At 36.4% G+C, this 16,441-nt stretch carries 17 protein-coding genes and 5 pseudogenes; 4 read left to right on the plus strand and 18 right to left on the minus strand.

The annotated features are described in order from the left end of the window. The 12 genes and pseudogenes from J678_RS22170 to J678_RS22205 all read right to left on the minus strand — a co-directional run. A pseudogene (locus J678_RS22170) lies at positions 1-442 on the minus strand (transposase); the annotation flags it as partial. A 188-nt stretch (positions 443-630) separates the two neighbouring features. After that, a pseudogene (locus J678_RS23440) lies at positions 631-747 on the minus strand (transposase); the annotation flags it as partial. Between the two features lie 186 nt (positions 748-933). Next, positions 934-1,227 carry a type II toxin-antitoxin system RelE family toxin gene (locus J678_RS22175; protein WP_000221360.1) on the minus strand — a complete coding sequence of 98 codons (294 nt, stop codon included), beginning with the start codon at positions 1,225-1,227 and terminating at the stop codon, positions 934-936. Continuing rightward, positions 1,217-1,462 carry a type II toxin-antitoxin system RelB/DinJ family antitoxin gene (locus tag J678_RS22180; RefSeq protein WP_000246757.1) on the minus strand — a complete coding sequence of 82 codons (246 nt, stop codon included), beginning with the start codon at positions 1,460-1,462 and terminating at the stop codon, positions 1,217-1,219. The genes J678_RS22175 and J678_RS22180 overlap by 11 nt, the downstream gene beginning before the upstream one ends. A gap of 256 nt (positions 1,463-1,718) precedes the next feature. Further along, on the minus strand, positions 1,719-2,621 hold the full coding sequence (locus tag J678_RS22185) for a hypothetical protein (RefSeq protein WP_000466974.1): 903 nt from the start codon (positions 2,619-2,621) through the stop codon (positions 1,719-1,721). A 207-nt stretch (positions 2,622-2,828) separates the two neighbouring features. Next, positions 2,829-3,341 carry an SMI1/KNR4 family protein gene (locus tag J678_RS22190; protein WP_001089570.1) on the minus strand — a complete coding sequence of 171 codons (513 nt, stop codon included), beginning with the start codon at positions 3,339-3,341 and terminating at the stop codon, positions 2,829-2,831. A 131-nt stretch (positions 3,342-3,472) separates the two neighbouring features. Further along, positions 3,473-3,991 carry a tetratricopeptide repeat protein gene (locus J678_RS22195; RefSeq protein ID WP_000447196.1) on the minus strand — a complete coding sequence of 173 codons (519 nt, stop codon included), beginning with the start codon at positions 3,989-3,991 and terminating at the stop codon, positions 3,473-3,475. A gap of 316 nt (positions 3,992-4,307) precedes the next feature. Continuing rightward, positions 4,308-4,403: pseudogene (locus J678_RS24055) on the minus strand (DNA-binding protein); the annotation flags it as partial. Then, positions 4,401-4,571 (minus strand): annotated as a pseudogene (locus J678_RS23635) (IS3 family transposase); the annotation flags it as partial. The pseudogenes J678_RS23635 and J678_RS24055, both read right to left, overlap by 3 nt. Positions 4,572-4,756: 185 nt before the next feature. After that, a complete protein-coding gene (locus J678_RS0104695; RefSeq protein ID WP_000155817.1) occupies positions 4,757-5,041 on the minus strand; it encodes a putative quinol monooxygenase in 285 nt (94 codons plus the stop codon). Between the two features lie 20 nt (positions 5,042-5,061). Next, on the minus strand, positions 5,062-6,060 hold the full coding sequence (locus tag J678_RS22200) for a zinc-binding alcohol dehydrogenase family protein (protein ID WP_002120211.1): 999 nt from the start codon (positions 6,058-6,060) through the stop codon (positions 5,062-5,064). A 70-nt stretch (positions 6,061-6,130) separates the two neighbouring features. Then, complete coding sequence (locus tag J678_RS22205; RefSeq protein WP_001059481.1) at positions 6,131-6,871, minus strand: SDR family oxidoreductase; 741 nt, start codon at positions 6,869-6,871, stop codon at positions 6,131-6,133. A 135-nt stretch (positions 6,872-7,006) separates the two neighbouring features. On the opposite strand from J678_RS22205, the gene J678_RS22210 reads away from it, so the two are divergent. After that, positions 7,007-7,906 (plus strand): LysR family transcriptional regulator, encoded by a 900-nt coding sequence (locus J678_RS22210; RefSeq protein WP_021511106.1) that lies wholly within the window; start codon positions 7,007-7,009, stop codon positions 7,904-7,906. 50 nt (positions 7,907-7,956) lie between these two features. Here J678_RS22210 and J678_RS22215 read toward each other — a convergent pair whose 3' ends face one another. The 3 genes from J678_RS22215 to J678_RS22225 all read right to left on the minus strand — a co-directional run bounded on the left by J678_RS22215 (position 7,957) and on the right by J678_RS22225 (position 11,093). Next, positions 7,957-8,973 carry a zinc-dependent alcohol dehydrogenase family protein gene (locus J678_RS22215; protein ID WP_000009386.1) on the minus strand — a complete coding sequence of 339 codons (1,017 nt, stop codon included), beginning with the start codon at positions 8,971-8,973 and terminating at the stop codon, positions 7,957-7,959. Continuing rightward, entirely contained in the window at positions 8,963-9,958 is a 996-nt protein-coding gene (locus J678_RS22220) for a zinc-dependent alcohol dehydrogenase family protein (RefSeq protein ID WP_031997770.1), read from the minus strand. The genes J678_RS22215 and J678_RS22220 overlap by 11 nt, the downstream gene beginning before the upstream one ends. 223 nt (positions 9,959-10,181) lie before the next feature. Next, positions 10,182-11,093, minus strand: coding sequence for a LysR family transcriptional regulator (locus J678_RS22225; protein WP_006582120.1), 912 nt, complete (start codon positions 11,091-11,093; stop codon positions 10,182-10,184). Positions 11,094-11,205: 112 nt separating this feature from the next. On the opposite strand from J678_RS22225, the gene J678_RS22230 reads away from it, so the two are divergent. The 3 genes from J678_RS22230 to J678_RS22240 all read left to right on the plus strand — a co-directional run bounded on the left by J678_RS22230 (position 11,206) and on the right by J678_RS22240 (position 12,969). Further along, positions 11,206-12,216, plus strand: coding sequence for a zinc-dependent alcohol dehydrogenase family protein (locus J678_RS22230; protein WP_006582119.1), 1,011 nt, complete (start codon positions 11,206-11,208; stop codon positions 12,214-12,216). A gap of 164 nt (positions 12,217-12,380) precedes the next feature. Continuing rightward, positions 12,381-12,677, plus strand: a complete 297-nt coding sequence (locus J678_RS22235) for a type II toxin-antitoxin system RelE/ParE family toxin (protein ID WP_004647749.1) — start codon at positions 12,381-12,383, stop codon at positions 12,675-12,677. A gap of 1 nt (position 12,678) precedes the next feature. Beyond that, entirely contained in the window at positions 12,679-12,969 is a 291-nt protein-coding gene (locus tag J678_RS22240; protein ID WP_006582118.1) for an addiction module antidote protein, read from the plus strand. A gap of 413 nt (positions 12,970-13,382) precedes the next feature. On the opposite strand, the gene J678_RS22245 is transcribed toward J678_RS22240, so the two are convergent. The 3 genes and pseudogenes from J678_RS22245 to J678_RS22255 all read right to left on the minus strand — a co-directional run. After that, positions 13,383-13,805 carry a hypothetical protein gene (locus J678_RS22245; RefSeq protein WP_006582116.1) on the minus strand — a complete coding sequence of 141 codons (423 nt, stop codon included), beginning with the start codon at positions 13,803-13,805 and terminating at the stop codon, positions 13,383-13,385. 636 nt (positions 13,806-14,441) lie between these two features. Continuing rightward, the gene (locus J678_RS22250; RefSeq protein ID WP_006582115.1) at positions 14,442-15,224 is read right to left on the minus strand and encodes a hypothetical protein; all 783 of its coding nucleotides are present in this window, start codon (positions 15,222-15,224) and stop codon (positions 14,442-14,444) included. A 217-nt stretch (positions 15,225-15,441) separates the two neighbouring features. Then, positions 15,442-16,441 (minus strand): annotated as a pseudogene (locus J678_RS22255) (IS3-like element ISAba22 family transposase); the annotation flags it as partial.

The following is a 16,441-nucleotide window of genomic DNA, read 5'->3' on the forward strand; positions in this document are numbered from 1 at the left end:
ATTGTCTGTTGATTTCGCTGAACCAATCTTTTATTCATGCCTCGTTTTAGCCAATCATAAAATCGTGACACTGAAACGTGAAGTAATCTAGCCATAAAGCTAATCGGGAATAAATATCTTTGCTGTTTCATATAGGCGTACCTTACTGACTTTCTTTCGCAAAGTACGCTGCTGCCTTTTTTAGAAATTCACGTTCCATTTCAGCTGTTTTGAGCTGTTGTTTGAGCTTTTTATTTTCTTCGAGTAAGGCATTTAGATCAGGTGAATATTGTTTAGTGCCTGCTAAGGTGCCAGTCTTTGCTTTATTATTCCAATTTGAAAGAGTTTGCATTGAAATGCCAAGTTGTCTGGCTGTTTCCGATACATTGCCTTGATTGGCTTCAATCAATTTTATTGCTTCAACTTTAAATTCTGCGGTGTAAGTCTTCTGTTTCTTGCTCATGGTAAACTCCTGATGAGTGTCTATAGTTTACCAAGTTAAAACCTCCTGTTTTCTCAGCACACATCAGTTTCAAAAGTGGACGAATGAAGAGATCAATGAAGTGATAGAGAAAACTATATATGAAGATAAAATTAGGGTGTAGGAGATTTTAAGAGAATATTCTAGAAATATTTAGGGCGTGTTATCAATTAAGCCTGGTAGATCGCTGATAAAAAGTTTTGAGCCAATTTATCATAGCGTGTGGCAATAGCACGATACTGCTTGAGCTTGGTAAAAAATTTCTCGATCAGATGTCTTGCCTTGTAGGAGGCATCCCAGTATTGGGCTATATTTTGCAGCAGAACAAGCTGACAAAAAAATGTATGAGAATAAGCAAAAAATTAAATCAGCTTTAAAATTAGTTGCAGAAGCTATCTAAATTTTATATTAACTAAAAATTAACATAATACACCTTATACGAGGTCAAAAATGGGAGCTTGAAGCTCCCATTTTTAGTCTTTAATGCGTTTTTTTGCTTCGTCATAAACTATGCTGTCAGCTCGTTTCCCAACGGTGATGAGCAAGATAACTACCTGATCATCTTTGACTTGATAGACCAGTCGAACTCCAGTCTTTAGTAATTTAATTTTATAACATCCCGTGAGATCACCTCTAAGCATATTCTTGGGAATATGTGGCTGCTCTATGACCTTGGCGAGTTTCTTCTTAAATTGATCTCTTATAGCACTAGGAAGCTTTTCCCATTCAGCTGTGAAGTCCTTATTACGTAAAAGCTTATAAGTCATCTAAAGTAATTTCCTCGAACATTTCTTTAGGATCATTCATACGTTTACGAACAATCGCTAATAGCTCGGTATCCTCTTCTGAGAGTAAAGCTTTTTGTACAGGGAGTTTCCCAGTCGCTGCAATGTATTCAAGGACATTTGTAAAAAACTCAGTAGGTGCAATACCTTGTTCTCTAAGAACTGAATAAGATTTTTCTTTAAGGGCTTCATCAACCCTGAAGTTAACAGTAGCCATTATTTTTTTCCCATTTATTGAATGTATGGGGATATTGTAATGCGAATTGCATTACATAGCTAGTTTTTATAACAGCCATTATGTTAAATGATGAAATTTTAGATATTTTTACTAAAAAACGATATAGAACAGTAAAAGTAGCTGAGCAAACCTCGATCTAAGCAAGATCGAGGTATGGATTTTAGTTTTTATAGCTAGGAAATAGTAAAAACTTTATCTTAAATATAAGCGCTTATGTAAATTATAGACTACTATCTTACAAGCCTGATTTAGCTGTATTCACTAAATGTGAAGAAGTCTGTCTGTCTATAACAATATAATATTTATTGATCCACTCTAGTGCTTTATCTAATGATGATTCTTGAAAAGAGACTTGCTCTTCTCTAGAAATAGATTGGCCGATTAGAATGACTCTATTAAAAAAGCCTTGATCAACAGCATCAAAGTCAGCTTTTGAACATATTCCTTGAGAATACATGCCAGCATAAGCGATACGAAGAGCGTAAAGTAAGGGCATAAAAGTACTATGTGATGGCTGTTCATATAAGCTACTTAAATAATCCTCAAGGTCTTTGAACATGTCATAGTACTTTCCTTGTGCTGTATGGTTTGAAGGAGTAATAATTTTTGTTAAATCATCGGGTTCTAGGATAGTTTTTTTACTAGCTCCTTGTATTGAGTTAATGACATCAAACCATGCTTGAATTTCACCTTCTGGAAGATAAGAACTTCCAACCTGAATGTAGCTTTTTGCAAAAGTTAAACGGCTACTATTTAATGTGTTTTGATTTGCCTCTATTAACCTTTTTATAAGCGTACATCTTATTTTTACAGCCTCATCTATTCCTAACTCCTTAATCAACTGGGGGCTGACACTATTATTTAATATTGATAGTGGGCTATTAGGTAAGTCCATTGCAGATTCTTTATTTAATGCATTCCTATATTCAATTTCATGAAATTGTGAAAAATCTACTAGTTGTTTTCCATCATTGTTCCCTTGTGATGCTCCACAAAGTTCCTCAATTAAAAAAAGATAAAGCTCATTGGGTGATTTAATACTATTACTTAATTCTAAGTAGGCATTATTTATGAATTTTTCTAAGTAAACAGGGTTTTTTAAGGAGTTTTGCTTTTTAGAAGAAAAAATACCAAACATATATTGCACTCTTTAAATTTCTTTTAATTATTATACTGTTTTTATCCATTAGAAATATCTAAATTTTATTAATAGGAACTGTATAGATTTTCTAAAATTAACATAATACGCGTTATATGAAATTCAAAAAATGATACTATTTTTATGATAATTAAATAAATTTTAGGTGAACATAAGTTAAATAGAGCTTATGTCCGCCATATAATTTTAAGGTTCCCAGAATTTATCACCCTGAGTTTCATAAAATTTACTAATGAATTCTTGAAAAGTATTAGCAACAATGTACCAATCTTGTCTTTGATCTATAGGTAAGACAACAAAAATAGAGCCGTAATCATCACTATTAGGATCACATCGAACTAACAATAAGTCTGAATCTCCATAGAATTCTCCAATAATTAAGTCACTTTGAAGAGCGTCATTATTACGATTAATTTTATAAATTTTTGAAGCAAAAATTACTTCCTCAATAGAATATAATTTTAAGCCCCATTGTCCGTATTCTTGATCTTTAAATAGATCTGCACCATTAGATACTGTATAAAAATCCTCTAATACTTTTGGTAAAAGTACTTGGGGTATTTGTGAGTAAATTTTGCTTTTTAGGTTTAATGAACACTGCAAAGGAAAGGGACATTCCATACCTCTCTGAATAGCTTTCTTAGGTTCAATCTCCCATTCATTATGTATTTTTGCTATAATTTCATGAACACTATTCATTTATTAAACTCTTAAAAATCCTTAACTTTTACTAAAATTAACATAATACGAGTTATACAAAGCCTGAGCCAATTTCCTACGTTTTTTGCTTCGTGTAACCGCCATTATGTTAATTTTAGGAAGTCTTAAGACTAATTTTCAGACTTATCCCACCAACTTTGAGCTAAATCAGTATTTTTAGGAATGCCTATACCATCACGATACATAACGGAAAGACTTCGCATTGCTTTCTTATTACCTAACTTTGCAGCCTTTTCACGAAGTTCTAAAGCTTTCTTAATATTAACTTCTATTCCGCTATCTGCGCGAGTATATAGGTCAGCTAACTCAACCATTGATTCAGAATGACCATTTTCTGAAGCTTTCTGAAACCACTTAAAAGCTTTTTGGAAATGTTCTAAAGAATCGTTTTTGTCATCATCCTCTATTAATCTAGCATAGGTAACATATCCATCAGCTAACCAAAACATTGCTGCTACATTTCCATTTTCAGCTGATTTAATAGCCCAAATTTCAGCTTGATTTTCATCTGAATCAACACCATGACCATATAGATAAATCTCAGCTAATTCTAACTGGGCAGAAGTATCTCCACTTTCTGCTTTCGCTAATAAATCATTAGAAAAAACAGGTTCTGCAAATGTTTCCATTGAAAGGCAAACTCCTAAAGCCATAAAAATATTTACTAATTTATTCAATTCTTAACCTTTAAATTAAACTCTTAGGCTTGTATGTTTTTACATCATACCTAAAAGAGAACTCTAAAATTAGAGTATATTTTTAGTCCTATTTAACATAAAAACTCTTATACGAAATGCTATTTTTATTCCTTTAAAAATCAATTTTTTATATACTATTAAAAAGCTCATTTACCCTCGAATGGGCTTTTTTAATGATTTTTTATGTTCCACGCTTACTATTTGATCAATGTTCCACGGTTTTAATAAGCCAAGGTGAACAATCAGATCAGCCATACGGCTTAAAGAATCGGCTCCCAAAGCCTCTTTTTTCCGGTTAAGGCTCTACGTGTTCAGGAATAGGAATTCGCTTATTCTCGATTACCCAGTTTAGTGTCGCAAGTTGTACATCTTCTAAACCTTGCCAATCTGCTTTTAAATATTCAATCACCTCTGTTTTGTATAAGCCATTCACCGTTTCAGCCAAAGCAATATCATATGAATCACCAGTCGTACCGACTGATGCTCGTAAATTTCCTGCCTCTAAACGATGACATTGTTGTCAAAATGCAGGGTATTGGTGGCTCCCCTTAGGGGCATAATTTGTTGAAGCCTAGGTTACTACTAAAAAATTAAAAAAATATTAAAAAACAGGAGCTTATAGCTACAATTTTTATGTTAGCTTTCTAAGTCTCTATGTTAATTTGAAGAATACTTCATCATAATGTCCGAATACAGCTATATTTTTTTGATTTCTATAATATCACTTGATTCAATTAGCGATTGGATATTACCAAATAAACTTTGAATATAATCAGAGGCTATATGGATATCTAAATCCTCCCTGCTACGCCATTCTTCTAAGAAGAAATATCTACTCGAGTCATTTTCGCTAATATAAAGCTCATATTTCAAGCATCCTTCTTCTTGAAGCGTAAGCTCTATTACACTTTTTAAAAGCGCTTCTAACGTCTCTTTTTGATCTGATTTTGCCTTAAAGTTCGCAATTATTGAAATAGTCATTATTTCACCTTGAATTTGTTTTAGAAGTTTTCTAGTACAATTTTGCCTTTTGACTTGCCTGATTCAAGCAACTTATGCGCCTTCTCCAAGTTTGCAGCGTTAATTTTTCCTAGATTTTGGTTGAGGGTACTTCTAATTTTTTGCTGGTCAACTAATTGGGCAACCTGTTGCAATAGATTACCTTGCTTTTCAATATCATCGGTTTCATACATTGAACGGGTGAACATCAACTCCCAATGGATAGAAATAGATTTAGTCTTAAACGGCATAATATCAAATGCTTGTGGATCATCGATCAATCCAAGCTTGGCTTGTGGTGCAATCAGAGAAACTATTTGCTTGATATACGTTTCTGTATGATTTGTAGAGAATACATATTTTGGTTTTTCAATGCCTAGTGTCTCGATTTGTACATTTAAATCTTTGCTATGATCAATGACATGGTCGGCACCAAGTGATTCCACCCAAGATTTCGTTTCTTCACGTGAAGCTGTTGCTATAACGCTCAGATTTGTTTTTGCTTTTAGGAGTTGGATAGCAATTGAACCTACACCGCCTGCACCACCAATAATTAAAATACTGCCAACTTCTGTTTCTGAAATTTGAAACCGATCAAACAGCATTTCCCATGCCGTTATTGCAGTTAATGGCAATGCTGCTGCTTCTGCATTAGATACTGTAATTGGTTTAAGACTGATAATTCGTTCATCGACTGCTTGAAACTCAGCATTACTACCATCTCGGGTTAAATTGCCAGCATACCAAACAGAATCTCCTACTTTAAACGAGGTAACTTTTGAGCCAACTTCGATAATTTCCCCAACGGCATCCCAACCTAAAATACGATTATTTGCTTCAGACGAATTTTTTCTCACTTTGGTATCAACTGGATTCACAGAGATTGCCTGAACTTTTACCAGTACATCACGCTCCTTAAGCGTAGGCTTTGCTTTTTCAATATCTACCAATGAATTTTTAAAATCATCATGGTTATTTATAACATACGATACGGCTTTCATAGATTTGTCCTTAACTTTAAAAATATAGTAAAAATGGGAGCGAGGTGCTCCCATTTTTTTTATTCAATTATTAAAACTCTTGGCTCGTTGGGCGTAAAACAATTTCATTAATATCTACATCCGCAGGCTGCTCAATTGCATAAGCAATTGCTCGAGCGACTGAGTCAGCTGGTATAGCTTGTTTGTAGAAATCAGTAACAAACTCTGAACTTTCTTTATGAGAAGAACCAAATTTTAGTTCTGACTCAACTGCACCAGGCTCAATAGTCGTCGTTCTAATTGTTCCCCCAACTTCATGACGAAGTCCTTCAGAGATGGCTCTTACAGCAAACTTAGTACCGCTATAAACAGTACCTCCTGGACTAAATACTTTTATCCCTGCAACAGATGCGAGATTAATAAAGTGTCCAAAGTTTTGTTTTTGGAAAACAGGTAGGGCAGCTGCTATACCATAAAGAACACCTTTAATATTAATATCGATCATACGATCCCATTCATCAACTTTTAGCTCACTTAATGGTGCAATAGACATTAATCCAGCATTGTTTACCAATACATCGATTTGACCAAATGCGCTTAATGCCTTTTCAATAAGTGCTTGTACTTCATGTGGTTTGGTTATATCCATACCAATAAATTCAGCTTGACCACCTTCAGCACGAATATCCTGAACAATAGCCTCTAATTTTTCAGTACGTCTAGCACCAAGTACAACCTTTGCACCTTTTTTAGCAAGGAAGCGAGCAGTAGCTTCACCTAAACCACTACTTGCACCAGTGATAACAACAACTTTATTTTCTATATTATTCATACAAGTAACCTTCAACCTATCTGTCAATCATATTTGATGGGTTAAGTATTACAGCCTTGTTAGGTATAATAAATGAATAATATTATCTTTCAGAATTCCTATTTACGGAATAATTGCCATAACACAGGATTGGACATGCATAACAAATTGGAAATGATGCGTATCTTTTGTGTCGCATCAGAGTCTCGAAATTTTAAAGAGGCAGCAACTCAGCTGGGTATTTCCCCACAGGCAGTGACACGGGCAATAAAAGAACTAGAAGAGCAGCGCGGAGAGATTCTGTTTTACAGGAGTACTCGACAAATTAAAATTACCGCTGATGGTGAGCGTTTGGCAAAGCAAGCACGTTTTGCGGTGGGATCGATCGATGCTTTGTTCGTAAAAGACACCAAGGAAAAACGAGATGAAATGCGTGGGACTGTCCGTCTTACTGTGTCGTCTGTGTTAGGGCGCAAATTGGTAGTACCCGCACTAGCAGAATTTGCCACACGTTATCCAGATATTGTCGTGGATTGTGTGCTAACCGATTCACACTCGGATGTGATCGATGAGCGAATAGATATCGGGATCAGATTTGGATTTTTGCCGGACAATCGATATGTGGCAAGGGAATTGGCGAAAGTGAACTTTTATTCTGTGGGTACGCCAGAGTTAATTGATAAGGTTGGAATGCCCAAAAAAATTATTGACCTAGATAAATACCCTCTAACAGCATTAGTCGATCATAAAACAGGACGTTACTGGCCATGGACATTCACCGAAAGTCGAAGCTTTACGCCATCAAAGCCCCGTTTTATTACAGATGATCTAGAAGCTGAATTTCAAGCGATTCTCGCTGGAGTTGGATTCGGACACATGCCTGGATTTCTAGTTTTGCCGTGGCTTAGGAGTGGTAAGCTCATTCAGATACTTCATGAGGAAACCTCTCCTGTTTGGCGCCTGTATTTATATCGTCCACAGCGGGGCCCGACACCTTTGCGAATCCGAGCATTGTTTGATTACTTAGTGGAAGTGCTGGGCCATATAGAAACTTGAATCAGATGGAACTAACCTTATTTCTAGAAAGTAGAAATCAGATAAGACCATCATGTATTCAGAGTAACTACAATTTTTCCTATTTGCTGATTTGATTCAAGATAGCGCTGAGCGTCATGCATGTCCTCAAAGTTAAAGCAACGGTCGATCACTGGACGAAGATATCCTGCACCTATACTGCTAAGAATAAATCGTCTGGCTTGCTCCCTTAGAACAGGGTCATGCAGAACCTCAAGGAACAAAAAACCTCGCATGGTTAAGCTCTTGCGTAATGCAACTTTAAGGGGAAATGGTGTGATCTCCGGGCTAAGCGCACCATGCATAACCATCGTTCCTCCTACCGACATCGCTTTTGCAATCTGTTCAATATGCGGCCCTCCTACAGCATCGAAGGCGACATCAAGATGTTCTCCCCCCAAACGTGAAACAAGCGCCTCATACAAATCTGGTTCATCTTCACTGGCTATAACATTTTTAACACCGAGATCCAGTAAACGTTGCTTTTTCTCTGTCGTTTGTGTACTTGCAATGACCTTAGCACCGGCTGCTTCAGCGATCTGTATCGCAGCTAGTCCTACGCTACTTGAAGCTGCTGTGATCAAGATCGTTTTTCCTTTCGAAACTCCACCAGCATGGATTACACCACCCCAAGCCGTCAAATACTGCATCCAGATTGAAGAAGCTTCTTCCCAGCTTAAACTATCGGGTTTGTGAACTAAAAAAGTTTCTGGAATCAGAAGCTTGTCCGCATATGTCCCATATTTGGCTAGATTGTCAGTCGGAAGAATCGATACTGCATCTCCTGGAGAAAATTGGCGTACACCTTCACCTATCGCCAGAACTACGCCTGCTCCCTCATATCCCAGACGAGAAGGGAATACTGCCTTTTGAATATAAGTACCACGCCGAAACATTACATCAGCCCGGTTGAGTCCGATCGTTTTCATCTGGATTAGAACTTCTCCTGCGGCTGGTAAAGCAACAGGAAGTGTTTCTAATGTCAGAACATCTGTATCTCCAATACTATTGAAGCGCCAAGTCTTGGCCTGAAGTGCATTAAATGACATCTATAACTACCTTAATATTGGCAGAGCGATCTTGAACAGCATCATGAGCCTCAATCGCTTGGTCTAGAGTAAAATGACGAGGATCAACAATAGGACGCAGTTTACCTTCCTCAACAAGACGAGTAGCGATCTTAAGGATATCACCATGATGAGCACGGCGATTGCCTGTTAACATCGGCATTAGGACGAATACGCCAGACACTGTGGCACACCGTAGAGATGAACTCGCTAAATTATGATTACCAAATGCAGCACAGCTGGTAATGTGGCCATAGTGAGTTGTCATGGAAAGTGAAGCATCGAGTACTGGACCACCCACAGTGTCGTAAACAATGTTAAAACCTTGACCCTCAGGGCTTGCAGCAATAATGTCATCGGAAGATGCTGTTGTGTAATCGAGAGGTGTTGCACCGAGTTCTGAAATCAGTGATTGATCAGCTGTACGACCAGTCGCCCAAACATTTGCATCAAGTGCTTTTGCAAGCTGAACAACCATATAACCAACGCCACCAGCACCACCCTGAACCAGTACAGTTTGCCCTGGTTGGACCTTCGCATTATCCACTAAACCTTCCCAAGCGGTGAGGAACGTCAATGGTAGTACTGCTGCCTCGCGCATAGAGATATTTCGTGGCTTTAATGCGATCAGATCAGCATCTGCTACAACATATTCTGCTAAAGATCCTTGAAGACCACGAACGCCACCAATCAGACCGTAAACTTCATCTCCGACGTTGAAGTGGGTGACCCCTTCACCAACAGCAGTGACACCCCCAGCCATATCTGTTCCCAACACGGCAGGAAGCTCTGGCATAGCATATGGTGCTTCACCAAGACGAATTTTATAATCAATAGGGTTTACACCACTAGCATGAATACGTACTAGAACTTGCCCAGCCTCTGGTTGAGGTATAGGGAGTTCTACACGTGTAAATTCATGATCACCAAAATTTTCTAAGATAAGAGCATTCATCATCTTATTCATAATTGTTCCTTATTTTTAACTGGAGGATGATGTGTACAGTACCAAAGTAAATTAATCCAATAAATGATATTTATAGGATTTAATAATTCCTAAATAATGAATAATAAATATCATCCGCTCACTAAAGATATGCTAGTACAGTACCTAAACCGGACATTTCTATTTTGGGCTTACATGTTGATTTCGTATAAGGTGTATTATGTTAATTTTAGAAAATTTTAACTTAATTAAATAACTTTGGATTGGTCTTTATAAAAGTCATAATTTCATCAACAACGACTCGAATTTTAGGCTGTAGATGCCAACGTTTCTGCCAAAGAATATTAATCGGAATCTTTACGCCTGAGATTTCAGGAAGAATGGGGATCAATTTACCATCTCTTATTGCTTCAAAAGCAAGCCAGCTCGGAAGCTGTGCCAATCCTAAGCCTGACATACATGCACTTAGAATGGCATCTCCATCTGGAATTTCATGATTGTAATTTATTTCATGTAATTCCGTTTCATTGAGGGTATTTCTTAAAAACCAATAGCCTTTACTATGACTTCGCCAACCAATCAAACATTGGTGATGTTTTAAATCTTCTTTACTTTGCGGTGTGCCGTATTTTTTTAAATAATCAGGAGAAGCGCAAATCAATAGCGTTTGATGACCTAAAGACTTGGCGATGATATCTGTAGAATCTTTTAATTCACCAATTCTTACGACCAAATCGATCCCCTCCTGAATCAGATCAACTGCTCTATCTTGAAATGTAACTGTAAGATCAAGTTGGGGGTAACGATGAATGATTTCTAATAACGTTGGAAAGATATAGCGACGACCAAAGGTTGTTGGTAAATCAATTCTGATTCTTCCTGTAGGTGAATTATTTTCTTGAGACAATAACGACTGGGTCGCTTCTAGTTCTTCTACAAGGCGTCTACAGCTTCGCAGCCATATTTCTCCTTCAGGGGTTAATGCAAGACGTCTCGTAGTACGGTGAAAAAGCTGAATACCGAGTCTTTTTTCTAACTTATTCATACTTTTACCAACAGCAGATCCTGTCAAACCCAATACCTCGGCAGCGTTTGTAAAACTCCCTTGGTCGACCACTGTAATGAACTCGATAATGCCGGCAAACTGATGATCCATACAATCCTATTCGAGAATTTAATTCCATAATGTTAGGAATTTTATCATCTTAATCAAAATTAATTCCTTAATTATAATGTTTCTATGAATTAAATCTGCTTAGGATAAAATTATGAAAGCTTGGTTACTTAAAGATTTTGGCTTAGAAAATTTAAAATTAGAGGAAGTAGAGACTCCAACACCTCAGGCAGGTGAATTACTGATTAAAGTCGGTGCGGTGTCTTTAAACTATCGTGATAAAGCGATTGTCGATGGTTTTTATGAACCTCATCTAGTGCCAAAGCCACTTATTCCTGTATCTGATGCTGTGGGTACGGTCGTTGCTGTAGGTGAAGGTGTTACACGCTTTAAGCTTGGTGATCGTGTAAATACAACACTTTATTCACGTTGGATTGATGAGGAACCAGGACCAAACGAGCCTGACTATTGCTTAGGAATGCCATTGCCTGGCGGGCTTGCTGAATACATGATTTTGCATGAAGAAAGTGCGGTTAAAGCACCTGACAATATGTCGGATGCTGAAGCAGCAACGTTGCCGATTGCAGCACTAACTGCTTGGTATTCGATGATGGATGTCGGTAACTTAAAGCCGGGACAAAATGTGTTGGTACAAGGTACAGGCGGTGTTTCTATTTTTGCGATCCAACTTGCTAAAGCCTATGGTGCTCGAGTCATTGCCACATCAAGCAAAGATGAGAATCTAGAAAGAGTTCGCTTATTAGGTGCGGATGAAGGCATTAACTATAAAACTTACCCAAATTGGGAAGAACGTGTTCTTGAATTAACCGATGGAAAGGGTGCCGATGTCACGATTGAAGTGGCAGGTGGTAATGGTCTAAATCAATCTATTGCAGCAACAAAAGTGACAGGAACGATTGCTCAAGTGGGGTTCTTAACAGGTCAGACAACACAGCTAAATTTGATGCCCTTGATTTTCCGTCAAACCAAACTTCGTGGTATTGCGGTAGCGCCTCGAGTGGCTTTTGAAAGAATGAATGATTTCTTAAATGCCAATCAAATTAAACCTGTGATTGATCACATTTATAAATTTGAAGAAGCGATTGCTGCTTTTGAACATTTATCAAAAGGTGCTTTTGGTAAGATTGTGATTAATCTTTTCTAACCAAAGAAAGACACCTTTAAAGGTGTCTTTTTTACATAAAAATTTATTAAATATTGATCCCATTTAACATAATGGCCGCTATACGAAATTAATGGATGGTCGTATAGATTACTTGCATATTGTATTCGATCGAATACAATATAGTGAGAAGAAAAGGAATCCTCATGATTGAAATTAAACGTCTACCAGAATTTGATGAATGGTTGGATGGCATTAAAGACAATATGACCCGCATTCGCTTGAATCGCCGATTAGATAAGGTTCAACGCGGGAACTGGGGAGACATTAAACCTCTCCAAGATGGCGTTTGGGAAATGAGAGAATTCTTCGGTTCTGGATGGAGGATGTATTACATCCAACATGGTGACGTTGTGATTGTAATGCTTGGTGGTGGAGATAAATCAACTCAACAACAAGACATCGATCGTGCAGTCAAATTATCGAAAACGTTGGAGGACTAAAATGGTTAAAGTAGCTGATTTACCAAGTTTTGATATGGCTGAGTCACTCAAAACTGAAGAAGACATCGTGATGTATCTCAATATGGTTCTTGAAGATAATGATCCTGCTGAATTAGCTCATGCCCTTGGTGTCATTGCTAAAGCTAGAGGTATGACCCAAATTGCTAAAGAAGCAGGGATCGGACGTGAAGCACTTTATAAAGCACTTCGCCATGATTCAGCTCCGCGTTTTGATACTATCAATCGTGTTGTGAATGCACTTGGCTTAAAATTAACAGTTCAGCATACATAATATTTATATGTTTTTATTAGACATCATTAAAGCAATAGGAGTGGGAATTTTACTCATTCCTTTTACAGTTATATCAATCATATGTTTGAAAAAAACGAAAAAAACTGCCTTAAATGATGGACTGCTATGGGCTAGTTTTATTCCTTATATTTCATCTTGCTTTTATTATTGCTCCAGCTGGTATTCTGCTAGCAGCTTACTTTGATAAAGGGATGAATTTCGTTCTTATTGTAATTGGTTCACTTTTTTTAGTTATAAACTCATATTATTTATATGAAAAATTCATCAAGAAGACATTTATAGTTACAATAAATAGTGAACTTTATTCTCAACTTCAGAAAATATCTCAAGATGAGAATAAAAGCATTAAAGATATTATAAATAATAAAATCAAAGATATAAGTTGATATTTTTTATTTCTCTACTCTTATAAGGTAAGGTGTCAAACTAGAACCACACGCCCTAGATGTAATTTTAACTATTCTTCCTTTTTGCACTAAAGTCGATAATAACCATTTATGTGCTTGTGGAATTTCGCTCAAATCAACAGAATAGAATTCCTCACCCCATTTAGGATCATTCACAGTAAATCCTGAAATTTCTTTTTCCCAAGAATATTTTACATTCGTTACTTTTAATTTATTAGTAAGTATTGGAGTACACATAGACCAATCCGTAACAGAATTATCTTTATAAAACTCAATTGATCTTAATTTTAACTGATCTTTTGACGTAAATAAGTGGACACTTCCATAGTCATAAAATGAAATATCAGATGCTTTAGCAAAGCTAAATTGTGAGCAAAAAATCACTGCGAAAATTAAATAATATTTCATAAAATTCATTATCTTAAATATTTTATTATCATTCTAATCTAAAGCTTATAAAAATAAACCTAGTTTCATCCTACTTAACATAAAATCTCTTATGCGAAATCCAGATTCAAGACACAAAAATGCCCAACATCCTGTTAGGCTTTTTTATATTGGGGTGCTGCTTGTTTTACTGATCTCTTGCTGCCCCTTTCTTGCACTATTCTCTTATTTTTGTTTTCTAGAAACATCTAATATCTTATGTGTTTATCATAGGGCTAATGCCTTGGATTACCAATCCGCAAAAACCTTAAATCCATGTAAGTTTTAACTTACAACGTTGGTCTATTTTATCCCAAGATTTGTCCACAGAAATTGGGGATAATTTCAGAAACGGAAGCCTTAAGAAATCGGGAAAAGGTGCGATTTTGATTATTTTTTAACCAAATTTATTGGCAAGAAGTATCAAAATTGCTTAAAAAGAAACCGATTTGTTTCCAAGTCGGTTTTTTATTGTTTTCCAGGGGGATGAAAAATTTTTAACTATATGAAAAACAGGGATATTTTAAAAAGCATTTCGTATAAGCTCTATTATGTTAATTTTAGATAAACTAAATAAATTAGCTAAAGAAATGTCTTCAACTGTTTATATAAATTAACTTATCTTCCCCAATCATATACTCCTCCCCCAGAAGTGATCCATATTCCATCACCAAGATATGCCGCACCTCCATTCCCATCAGAGCAAGCCTCATATAAATCTGAGATACCGTACTCTCCTAAATTTTTTCTTAAACGAGCATCTTTTTTGAGAGCATCCGTTCTCTTATCTGTTTCACCTTGCGGAATAAAATAACGCTCTAGATTAAGTTCATTATTAATAAAGCTGTCAGAAAAGCGAAGAACTCCTTCATAAAGATTAAAAGTTGTATGAGCAAGTGTATGCCTGACTACTTTACCTTGAGTAAGAGATTGTCTATATAAGCTACCAGATTTTATTGGAAGCTTTTCTTCTGAAATAGGAAGAATCTGAAGATCAATTCCATTTTTTCTAATAAAAATATATGCAATCTGTGATCCATTAGTTTTTGTTAAGATTTTTCTATAAGTTGCACTATGAGGTCTCAGTAATATCCATCCTGAATCTATTAATTTTTTTGTGAAAACTTCAGGAGTCGCAACTCCAAATATAATAGCTGAGTTAGACGGAGGGCATAAATTACCATGATCATCAATAGAACATTCTGATTTTTTACAAAGGATGAAGCCTTTACAATCCCAATTTAAATATTCTAATTTTAAAACTGTAGCAAATCTTAATTGTCCATCTGTTCGACGAACTAGCACAATGTCATTCACCTTAAGATCTGTACGAAAACACTGCACAGGATATTTTTTATCGGTAAAATCAGTATAACTAACAAAGGCAATGATATAGCTCATGTCTTAATTATTCCAACAAGCTTATGTTATTTAACATATTAAAACTTGGTAGATCATCATAAGTTAAAGAGTCTAACTCCTTAAATGGAGAGCTTATGTTAAGTATCTTACCAATTAGTAGTTGATGATCAGAATTTAACTGGACATTACTAAGATTTAACCGGCAAAGATCATATGATATACGCTGAATTATCAGGAGACTTTCCCTTGGGAGATTCTAGGCAGCCAACTTATAAAAGTCTTCGGCCATTTGATTTGGTGTCTTAAAACCCAAACCCTTTTGAATTCTTCGATGATTATAAAATAATTCAATGTATTTTATAATATCTGCTTTGGCTTCTTCTCTGGTTTGATAGTTGTAATGATGCACTAACTCATTTTTCAGTATTCCCCAAAAGCTTTCAATCGGTGCATTATCGTAACAGTCTCCGCGCTTGCTCATTGAACCTTGAAAACCATATTGCTCAAGTATATTTCGATATTCATGGCTGCAATATTGACTTCCTCTGTCTGAATGCACAATCAGTTCTTTGGTTGGTTTTTGATTGTGAATAGCCATATTTAGCGCATTACAAACAAGCTGTGTTGTCATGCGCTCATTTAAGCTATAGCCAACCACTTGCTTCGTGTAAAGGTCTTTTACCGCTGCTAAGTACAGCCATCCTTCAACAGTCCATATGTACGTAATATCACTTGACCATGCTTGATTTGGTCTAGTCATTGAGAATTGTTGCTCCAGCAGGTTTTCATAGATCGCTCGATTATGGTCACTATTCGTAGTCCTTTTAAAACGCTTGTGTCGCTTACAATACAGGTGGTTCAGCGCTTTTATCTGACGTACAGCGTACATACTCATTTTTATACCCTGAGCTTGTAAGTATTTGGTTAATCGAATATAACCATAGCTCTGCCTTGTCTCCTCATGGGCTATTTTCACCAATATCGTCTGTTGATTTCGTTGAATCGTTCTTTTGCTCACGCCTCTCTTGAGCCAATCATAAAAACATGAAACTGAAACATGAAGTAATCGAGCCATTAAGGTAATTGGAAAAGAATATCTTTTTTGTTTCATATAGGCGTACCTTACTGACTTTCTTTGGCAAAGTACGCTGCTGCCTTTTTTAAAAATTCACGTTCCATTTCAGCTATTTTGAGCTGTTGTTTGAGTTTTTTATTTTCTTCGAGTAGAGCGTTTAGATCAGGTGAATACTGTTTTG

Source organism: Acinetobacter sp. 1424608, from assembly GCF_000588255.1.
In the GTDB taxonomy this organism is placed as follows: Bacteria; Pseudomonadota; Gammaproteobacteria; order Pseudomonadales; family Moraxellaceae; genus Acinetobacter; species Acinetobacter nosocomialis.

Excerpts from the sequence above, each read along its gene's own strand:
- J678_RS22220 (WP_031997770.1), bottom strand. The coding sequence starts at position 9,958 with ATGAATAAGATGATGAATGCTCTTATCTTAGAAAATTTTGGTGATCAT.
- J678_RS22230 (WP_006582119.1), top strand. The coding sequence starts at position 11,206 with ATGAAAGCTTGGTTACTTAAAGATTTTGGCTTAGAAAATTTAAAATTA.
- J678_RS22195 (WP_000447196.1), bottom strand. The coding sequence starts at position 3,991 with ATGGAAACATTTGCAGAACCTGTTTTTTCTAATGATTTATTAGCGAAA.
- J678_RS22190 (WP_001089570.1), bottom strand. The coding sequence starts at position 3,341 with ATGAATAGTGTTCATGAAATTATAGCAAAAATACATAATGAATGGGAG.
- J678_RS22215 (WP_000009386.1), bottom strand. The coding sequence starts at position 8,973 with ATGTCATTTAATGCACTTCAGGCCAAGACTTGGCGCTTCAATAGTATT.
- J678_RS22180 (WP_000246757.1), bottom strand. The coding sequence starts at position 1,462 with ATGGCTACTGTTAACTTCAGGGTTGATGAAGCCCTTAAAGAAAAATCT.
- J678_RS22175 (WP_000221360.1), bottom strand. The coding sequence starts at position 1,227 with ATGACTTATAAGCTTTTACGTAATAAGGACTTCACAGCTGAATGGGAA.
- J678_RS22185 (WP_000466974.1), bottom strand. The coding sequence starts at position 2,621 with ATGTTTGGTATTTTTTCTTCTAAAAAGCAAAACTCCTTAAAAAACCCT.
- J678_RS22200 (WP_002120211.1), bottom strand. The coding sequence starts at position 6,060 with ATGAAAGCCGTATCGTATGTTATAAATAACCATGATGATTTTAAAAAT.
- J678_RS22225 (WP_006582120.1), bottom strand. The coding sequence starts at position 11,093 with ATGGATCATCAGTTTGCCGGCATTATCGAGTTCATTACAGTGGTCGAC.
- J678_RS22250 (WP_006582115.1), bottom strand. The coding sequence starts at position 15,224 with ATGAGCTATATCATTGCCTTTGTTAGTTATACTGATTTTACCGATAAA.
- J678_RS22205 (WP_001059481.1), bottom strand. The coding sequence starts at position 6,871 with ATGAATAATATAGAAAATAAAGTTGTTGTTATCACTGGTGCAAGTAGT.
- J678_RS0104695 (WP_000155817.1), bottom strand. The coding sequence starts at position 5,041 with ATGACTATTTCAATAATTGCGAACTTTAAGGCAAAATCAGATCAAAAA.
- J678_RS22245 (WP_006582116.1), bottom strand. The coding sequence starts at position 13,805 with ATGAAATATTATTTAATTTTCGCAGTGATTTTTTGCTCACAATTTAGC.
- J678_RS22240 (WP_006582118.1), top strand. The coding sequence starts at position 12,679 with ATGGTTAAAGTAGCTGATTTACCAAGTTTTGATATGGCTGAGTCACTC.
- J678_RS22235 (WP_004647749.1), top strand. The coding sequence starts at position 12,381 with ATGATTGAAATTAAACGTCTACCAGAATTTGATGAATGGTTGGATGGC.
- J678_RS22210 (WP_021511106.1), top strand. The coding sequence starts at position 7,007 with ATGCATAACAAATTGGAAATGATGCGTATCTTTTGTGTCGCATCAGAG.